Source organism: Enterobacter sp. PP-008-ECC_S150 (assembly GCF_045257065.1).
GTDB lineage: Bacteria > Pseudomonadota > Gammaproteobacteria > Enterobacterales > Enterobacteriaceae > Enterobacter > Enterobacter chengduensis.
This window is the reverse complement of the sequence record NZ_JBJHHG010000047.1, coordinates 1-6,695: the sequence shown is the minus strand read 5'-3', so window position 1 is coordinate 6,695 and position 6,695 is coordinate 1. Positions and strand designations below refer to the sequence as shown.

Genomic DNA, 6,695 nt, shown 5'->3' with positions numbered 1-6,695 from the left:
ACTACAACAGCAGAAGAATTAGCCTGAAATTAAAAGGTCTGAGTCCAATTGAATATCGAACCCAGACCTATGTGCCTCGTGTTTAACTGTCCAACTTTTTGGGGTCAGTACAACCCGAGGCCCCTGTATGCTAGTCACATTCAGAGTAGCCTCTTGCCTGCTTAAATGCAAGGAGAAGAAGGCCATGAAAATGCCGAACCAACCCATTGTTTTGTGCATATTAATAGTTTGTTTAACGCTGTTGATATTCACCTGGCTCACACGAAACTCGCTTTGCGAGTTGCGGATGAAAGACGGAACAAGGGAGGTATCTGCTATCCTGGCCTACGAATCCGGTAAGTAGCTGACAAAGAGGGGGGCAACCCCCTCTTTTCGGGGTGTGGATTAGTATGCCATCGGCACCTTTTGAAAGGGTTTCTCCAGTCGGGGAAACCCTTTTTTCCTCCCGTCTTGTGGCATATAGCCTTTTGTATAAATCAAGAACCAGACCCAAAGAGTCCCACTTCACGCAAACCGTTCAAAAGCCTTAGCGTAATCCAGTCGGGAAAAATTTCACCGGTGCTCGTCCGGGCACGTACCGGAAACAATGGACTTCTCACTGGTCGGTAGCTCATAGAACGTAGCCATTGCGGTCAGTCCTTATTCTGTACCCAGTAGAGTTTTATGGCCGTCTGGCAAATCGTTCAAACATTGTCATTTCTGTTCTCGCTGCATCCGGTCAAATGATACGGTGAATTCAGCTCATGGGCATTCGCATCGCAGTCTACGAAGGCACCAGAAGTTTGAGGATGTTACGCAAAGAACAGTTATCAGGTTTGCTGGTGGGCGTAATGCCTACCTCTACTTTACTTCATAGGGATTCTTCTGCGGGGAAGCAAGAATTGACTCAACGTTGTCCGGTCGTACCAGATTTGTCGCGGAAAGCGCCTTTTTGTGAGGGGGGCCGCAGCGCTAAACCTTTTCCTGGAACGACATGAAGGACAGCAGAGCGTCCGCCCTGGAGGACAGCTCAATACAGTCTCCACGCTGCGGTTCTATCTCTTCGTCAATGGTTTCATTGTACCAAATACGCAGCCGCCATCCCTTCGCAGGGAAAGCGCTCTGCATCGCCAGGACCATCCCCTCCGGCGACAGCAGTTCTCGACAGAGGTAGCAGGCCCCGATCCGGGTTGAATCCCGCAGCCACATTACGGGATACTCTTTAACCAGTTGGTCATACACGCATTCTGCCATATGAAAGTAATTTTCGTCAGCCCTGCAAAAATCACACATTCGATTTCCTTAAATGGTGTTCATCGAGATAATTCAGAAAGTTGATTCGCCAAACTACGGGGCATTTCTTTAATGGCGGAGCTTTACATCACTATTTCTGTCATTTTCAAATCCGCCGGATACAGCAATAATTGCACCGAACAGCGGTTTGAACTGCAATGCATCCGTAGGGTATGCGACAATAATAAGGCTCTTCCCGTACTCTTAAAAATGGAAGAGTTTAAAACCCATACTGCTGGGATGAGCGAAGCACGGTACATTATGCCAGCGTATAAGGGCCGTCATAACTTGTTTTTTTCTAGAACACGGCGAAGTTTTCTTACCTGGGAAGCTGTGGAAAGCGTACCGGTTCGGGGATGGCATGCGCTTGCCTTTTCACCTGGTTTGAGTACATAGGCTAATGCCAGCTCGTTCAGAGCCGCCTCAGCTTTCAACAGGGCCTCAATGGCCGTGTTCAGGTATACAGTTCGGCTCTCATGGTTCATCAGGATTTTCCTCACAAGGGTAAAAATGACAGGCGATACCTGCCGTTTACCCTTTGTCTCCGTTAAGAATGGCATCACGGCAGGCTTCCCAGATTACCTGGGCATTAGCATCACACTCCACGAACCCGCCGCACTGATCGTATATCACCTGGTATACCTCAGGGGGAATCTTCCCAGGCGCAACCGGAGTTGAGCGTTTGCCTTTATGAATCTCATCTGCGGTATCACAGACAGCGTCGAGATGCCGCGACATCCACTCAGATAATTTCAGACCCTCTCGATTTGCCTGTTTTACATAGCGAACCTTTCTGGAAACCGTAGATCGCATCTGAATCTGTGTCACAGCTGGCACATCTTCTTTCATGGCATTCTGTAATGCAGCTTTGGGCTTTTTCATGTTCATGGTTGCTTTAAATTATTCTGGAGTTCGTCTGATATAAATGCTGACGTGATCTGTCAGCGTCGCTTAAATAGTTTATCGCCTTCCGCCAGTTCGCCGTTGAGCTGTTCAATCACGCTCCAGATGAGCCGATCATCCGGCGTTGAGCCTGCACACACTTTCACGACCGCCACGGGTCTAAATTCTTCAGGGTCTGCCTGCCCGGAGGTGAAGAGCCTGCTCTCAATCCAGTGGGCCCCCTCTGTGCAGCAGTGGCAACTGGTTTCAGGTGGTTCATCCAGACCGTCCACTCCACAGGCTGAGCAGGTGAACAGTTTGCGAGACCCACCAGCCAGTGGCGTATCGCAAGCTGCTGGAAGTGCGCCAGCATTGCGCCAGTACAGCACATGATTTGAATCGTAGCAGTGTCCATGAAGCAGAAGCGAAACGCCGCAACTGCGAGTTTCAATGGCTTTGCCTGTGCCAAGGTATTGCCCGATCTCGTCCCATACGTCCACTAAGGTGTCAGGCAGCGGACGCGTAACAGGGAACTTAGCGCAGTCGTCCGGGGTGCCTTTAATGCAGCAGAGGGCCGAATACGCAAGCTCCTGCATTTCGTAGGAGTACTGACCACATACCACGCGTTCCAGTTTGTCGATTAGTTGTTCTTTATTCATCATACTCAGCCTTATTAAACAAATTCATTACGCCACTGGCACCATCTGGCCGGAGCAGACTGCGGCCCGGTAGTAGAGCCGCAGGGGGTGTCGCTGGACTAACAGGTGCTCAGTGAGTCCCGCACTTCCTCATGACTGGTCATTTTCAGAAGAAGCTTTCCAGGGCAGCGTGGTTCCGCCTGTGAACGGGTGACGTCTTCGTTGATTGCCTGGATATGAGCAGATTCAACGGTCCGACGCTGTACGACATGGTTGCTCAGGTTGAATTCGCACTGGAGCCTTCTGGCATCAGAATCCGCGTTCATTGCAATACGTTCATCAAAGCGGCGGTTCATTCGCAGAGCCTCTTCGTGAGCTGCATCAACAAGGGTGCGTCTGGTGACATAGTCGTTACCAGCAAAAAACGATAGCTGAGCGTGTTCCGAAGAGTAGTCGGAGCTTCCCTTACAACGGGCAATCGCGGCTTCAGAGTGCAGGATTAATGAACTCAACCGTGAACAGACGTCATTGATGGTGCCGGTTTTCAGACAGTCGTGGATAAGTGTCCAGGCGGAAATGCTCAGCGGGCGGCTGGTGATCACATAGGGATTGTAATGATCAACCGTTACGATAGTACGCAGTGAATGAAGCGATTCGGACTGCGTACGTAAGTCACGGCGAACAGTACATGCCACCGAGGCAACATCTTTACATTCTTTGTCGGACATCGAGTCCAGTACGCGGATCTCCACCTCTGCCGCCTTTGAGGCGATATGCGCACTAATCTCACCCTTAAGACGTTTGTAGTCAGCCTTGAAGCTTCCCACGCTGTCAATATCGATCCAGTAACCACAGCTGTAACCAGCATTACCAAACTCGTCATCTTTCTCATAGTTCGGACAGCCGTCATTGCTCCAGCCAGCTTTTTCCAGCAGCTCGTCAATAGCGACCAGCTCAGCCATTGGTGCATGTTCGATAATGAAATAATGGACACGGCCCCAGGCATATGCGCGTGAACGGCCATCAACAGAAGTATCAGAAGTCGTCTGACGGGAAAGTTTCATGAGGTACTCCAGTTCTGCCCGGTACCGCCGGGGCGGTGGTGCGAAAGCCGCACCATGAATGACACTATGATCCTCCTAACTTCTATTGTCAATACAATTGAAGTGGCGTTGTATTTATTCATTATTTGGACCCGGCTCGTACGGAACGACCGTCGGGACTTGCCAATTATTCTGCGGTGAGCAGGGGGAAGGGAACATCCCACCGCTTGTTTCAAGATGTACAGCCAAGGAGGGCGCAGAATGCCTGACAGAATCATCGTGCAGCGGTAGCGAAAGACCTGACAAACGGGAAAAGTATCCTTTTATTCCAAAGCCAACCTCAGCTTTTAATGTCGCCAGTACGTTTCTTAAACATGCCAAATCGGTCTCTTATACGGCCGGATGGGCCCGATGAAAACGATAAAATGAGAAACAGAACCCGACACATCGCTGCTCTCTGGGAAAGCCGGTCAGCAGATGGAGCGCCAGGAACTAAATCCGCTGGTTTTAATAATGATTGAGGAGAACAAGATGAAAGATAACAAGACACGTCCTGTAGACTCGTATGCTCATGCTGATTTCATGGAGTCCGTCTTCAGCAACCTCAGGGCTTTCTGTGATGCGGAATGCCAGCGGCTAACTGCCGGTTATCCCCCAACTGTCAAACCAGAACAGCAAAGCACTGACGGCCAGCTGTCGGCGGCATAAATCATTACCTGCCAGTTCGTTCAAATTTCCGCTTCCTTAAGCCCGGGCCAAAAGCCCGGCTCAATCCAAAAACTGAACGTACCGGTTTACCTCTATATCTCCTCAATCCCCTGCGACTTACAAGAGACCCGCACCGGTTTAGCCATTCCTGTCCTGCCACTCTCTCATCACTGGCCCAGACAACCGGAAAAGTAACTTTTCTCTCCGACTCACCTTCTGAACCAGCTATTTTGCTTAAACGTAAAAACGGCCCACTGTTGTGAAGATTTAAAACGGACGGATCGAGTAGTATTGTCTCAGGAATTTTTTTTAAGAAAAGTTACTTTTTCTTCTGTGCAACCTATTAGAAAAAATGTCGAACCTGGTATTGTTGTGTTGTAGCGCAGTTAAACAACCAACCAAAAGAGAGAACAAAAATGTCCGCAATCGAAACTGAAGTAAAAAACAACAGCAACGAAATCAGCCTTCGTGGTTACCTGGAACGCACTGGTAACGGTGCCCGTAAAGGTAACGGCCTTATCATTGACCCTTCGGTTGTTGTAGAGCAGGAAGGCTTTAACACCCGCACGGCCGGTATGGGCGAGCTCTACTATTCAATGCCTCACGTTGTGGAACACCTGAACAGCCTGGCCGATGCCTACATGGAAGACCCGTTCAGCGTGACGCCTATCGTTGTTCAGATGGTTAATGGCGTACCTGTACTGCGTCAGGGGGCTTGCCGTATCCGTTCCATCGCTATTGCAAACCGCCAGCTGGAAGCAGAAGGGCGTGAACGCATTACTCGTATTCGCTGCGAAGAGTTTCGCGGTAGCGCTTCAAAAGCAGAACTCTTCACCCTGACCGGCAACTCCAACCTGGCGCTGTCTGTCGTAGCTGAAGCGCTTTCAATTAAGCGTCTTGTTGAAGATAAAGAAGAGCCTAAGACCTTTGCGGAACTGGCAAAAAAACGTGGTAAATCAGAGCAGCATCTTCGCCAGATGGTTCGCGTACTGGACCTGCCTTCTGAACTACAGACCATGCTTGTGAGCGATCAGGTGAGCATGTACGTTGCGCTGGACGAGTATATGTACAGCGGTGAGGATGCGGTAGATAACATCAACAAGGCGATCTCCATCTATGGTAAAGCGACGAAAAACACGCTGAAATTCGTCAAAGCTGCCAAGGTAGAAGAGCGCATGGCAGATCCGCAGACTCCGGAAAACTCCGGTGATGAGCAACCGGCAGGTAATGCTACCGTTAACACCCCGGTACCGGATCAACTGAATGATGAAAGCAATACAGAGACGCTGGTTACGCCACCGGTACAGGAACCAGCTCCGGCTCCAAAGGACAGCGCTCCTAAACAGAACCCGGCAGGTAAAGCACCATCCATGTCCAGCGTTCTGAACAAAAAGACCGTGACCGTCATTGCCGACACCGCGATCCCGATTTTTGAACGTATTGCTGAAGAAGCCAAGCTTAAAGAAGGTGAATCTGTCAGCACTGATACTTACACGCTTGTTCTGACCAATGATGAAATGAACGATATCATCAATGCTCATGCTGACCTGAAAGAGTACCTGCGTAAGCATGCTGAGAAGATGAATAAGGGACAGGCATGATTTTCTGACCGACCCCTCCATCCGGACGGGTCGGTAACTTTTTCAGGACAAGGGGAAACAGGGCAATGAAGAAGGCTTTTATCAACGTAGACAAGACTAACCCACTGCCAGTCCTGACGGATTCGGTGACCCGGGTAAGTATTCAGTGCACGGCAAAAGATGAAAACGGGGCAGGGATCGAAGTGAACATCCTCGACCTGATTCAGGATCATGATACGGATGAAGTGAAAGTGCAGTTTGGGAGCTCGCCTGTTCAGGCTCTGGCGATGCTCCGCCGGGTTATGACAGCACTGGAAAAGCAGGCAAATGCAGAACTGCAACAGAATTCCTGCTCGCGTATGCAGTAAACGGTAAAAGCAGAATGTTCCCTACTGGATAAACCCGGTGGACCTCACGGAGAGCAAGTCACCGAATGGTTCACTGTTAAGTGGGCTTTGTTGAATAAATCGAACTTTTGCTGAGTTGAAGGATCAGATCACGCATCTTCCCGACAACGCAGACCGTTCCGTGGCAAAGCAAAAGTTCAAAATCACCAACTGGCCCACCTACAA

Annotated in this window: 11 protein-coding genes and 1 pseudogene; 7 read left to right on the top strand and 5 right to left on the bottom strand. The window is 49.9% G+C overall.

Annotation, left to right across the window (positions count from 1 at the left end; all coding sequences use genetic code 11):
- The 3 genes and pseudogenes from ACJBF3_RS25710 to ACJBF3_RS25700 form a co-directional block, all read left to right on the top strand.
- On the top strand, positions 1-86 hold an 86-nt coding region (locus ACJBF3_RS25710; protein WP_154846639.1), incomplete at its 5' end, for an IS3 family transposase.
- A 79-nt stretch (positions 87-165) separates the two neighbouring features.
- Positions 166-276: pseudogene (locus tag ACJBF3_RS25705) on the top strand (DUF5431 family protein); the annotation flags it as partial.
- Positions 224-343 (top strand): type I toxin-antitoxin system Hok family toxin, encoded by a 120-nt coding sequence (locus ACJBF3_RS25700; protein WP_223152483.1) that lies wholly within the window; start codon positions 224-226, stop codon positions 341-343. The pseudogene ACJBF3_RS25705 and the gene ACJBF3_RS25700, both read left to right, overlap by 53 nt.
- Positions 344-951: 608 nt before the next feature.
- On the opposite strand, the gene ACJBF3_RS25695 is transcribed toward ACJBF3_RS25700, so the two are convergent.
- The 5 genes from ACJBF3_RS25695 to ACJBF3_RS25675 all read right to left on the bottom strand — a co-directional run bounded on the left by ACJBF3_RS25695 (position 952) and on the right by ACJBF3_RS25675 (position 3,856).
- On the bottom strand, positions 952-1,272 hold the full coding sequence (locus ACJBF3_RS25695; RefSeq protein ID WP_000332796.1) for a hypothetical protein: 321 nt from the start codon (positions 1,270-1,272) through the stop codon (positions 952-954).
- A 281-nt stretch (positions 1,273-1,553) separates the two neighbouring features.
- Positions 1,554-1,757 (bottom strand): hypothetical protein, encoded by a 204-nt coding sequence (locus ACJBF3_RS25690; RefSeq protein WP_001015183.1) that lies wholly within the window; start codon positions 1,755-1,757, stop codon positions 1,554-1,556.
- Between the two features lie 46 nt (positions 1,758-1,803).
- A complete protein-coding gene (locus ACJBF3_RS25685) occupies positions 1,804-2,154 on the bottom strand; it encodes a hypothetical protein (protein ID WP_000743059.1) in 351 nt (116 codons plus the stop codon).
- Between the two features lie 59 nt (positions 2,155-2,213).
- Positions 2,214-2,816, bottom strand: coding sequence for a hypothetical protein (locus tag ACJBF3_RS25680; RefSeq protein ID WP_224222681.1), 603 nt, complete (start codon positions 2,814-2,816; stop codon positions 2,214-2,216).
- 95 nt (positions 2,817-2,911) lie between these two features.
- On the bottom strand, positions 2,912-3,856 hold the full coding sequence (locus tag ACJBF3_RS25675) for a DUF5417 domain-containing protein (RefSeq protein WP_000778029.1): 945 nt from the start codon (positions 3,854-3,856) through the stop codon (positions 2,912-2,914).
- Positions 3,857-4,366: 510 nt separating this feature from the next.
- On the opposite strand from ACJBF3_RS25675, the gene ACJBF3_RS25670 reads away from it, so the two are divergent.
- The 4 genes from ACJBF3_RS25670 to ACJBF3_RS25655 all read left to right on the top strand — a co-directional run.
- A complete protein-coding gene (locus ACJBF3_RS25670) occupies positions 4,367-4,543 on the top strand; it encodes a hypothetical protein (RefSeq protein ID WP_001371930.1) in 177 nt (58 codons plus the stop codon).
- A gap of 416 nt (positions 4,544-4,959) precedes the next feature.
- Positions 4,960-6,144 (top strand): hypothetical protein, encoded by a 1,185-nt coding sequence (locus ACJBF3_RS25665; RefSeq protein ID WP_001272971.1) that lies wholly within the window; start codon positions 4,960-4,962, stop codon positions 6,142-6,144.
- Between the two features lie 65 nt (positions 6,145-6,209).
- A complete protein-coding gene (locus ACJBF3_RS25660; RefSeq protein WP_000708863.1) occupies positions 6,210-6,491 on the top strand; it encodes a hypothetical protein in 282 nt (93 codons plus the stop codon).
- 115 nt (positions 6,492-6,606) lie between these two features.
- Positions 6,607-6,695, top strand: an 89-nt coding sequence (locus ACJBF3_RS25655) for a hypothetical protein (RefSeq protein WP_225526352.1), incomplete at its 3' end; no start/stop codon positions are given.

Excerpts from the sequence above, each read along its gene's own strand:
- ACJBF3_RS25695 (WP_000332796.1), bottom strand. The coding sequence starts at position 1,272 with ATGTGTGATTTTTGCAGGGCTGACGAAAATTACTTTCATATGGCAGAA.
- ACJBF3_RS25690 (WP_001015183.1), bottom strand. The coding sequence starts at position 1,757 with ATGAACCATGAGAGCCGAACTGTATACCTGAACACGGCCATTGAGGCC.
- ACJBF3_RS25685 (WP_000743059.1), bottom strand. The coding sequence starts at position 2,154 with ATGAAAAAGCCCAAAGCTGCATTACAGAATGCCATGAAAGAAGATGTG.
- ACJBF3_RS25680 (WP_224222681.1), bottom strand. The coding sequence starts at position 2,816 with ATGATGAATAAAGAACAACTAATCGACAAACTGGAACGCGTGGTATGT.
- ACJBF3_RS25675 (WP_000778029.1), bottom strand. The coding sequence starts at position 3,856 with ATGAAACTTTCCCGTCAGACGACTTCTGATACTTCTGTTGATGGCCGT.
- ACJBF3_RS25670 (WP_001371930.1), top strand. The coding sequence starts at position 4,367 with ATGAAAGATAACAAGACACGTCCTGTAGACTCGTATGCTCATGCTGAT.
- ACJBF3_RS25665 (WP_001272971.1), top strand. The coding sequence starts at position 4,960 with ATGTCCGCAATCGAAACTGAAGTAAAAAACAACAGCAACGAAATCAGC.
- ACJBF3_RS25660 (WP_000708863.1), top strand. The coding sequence starts at position 6,210 with ATGAAGAAGGCTTTTATCAACGTAGACAAGACTAACCCACTGCCAGTC.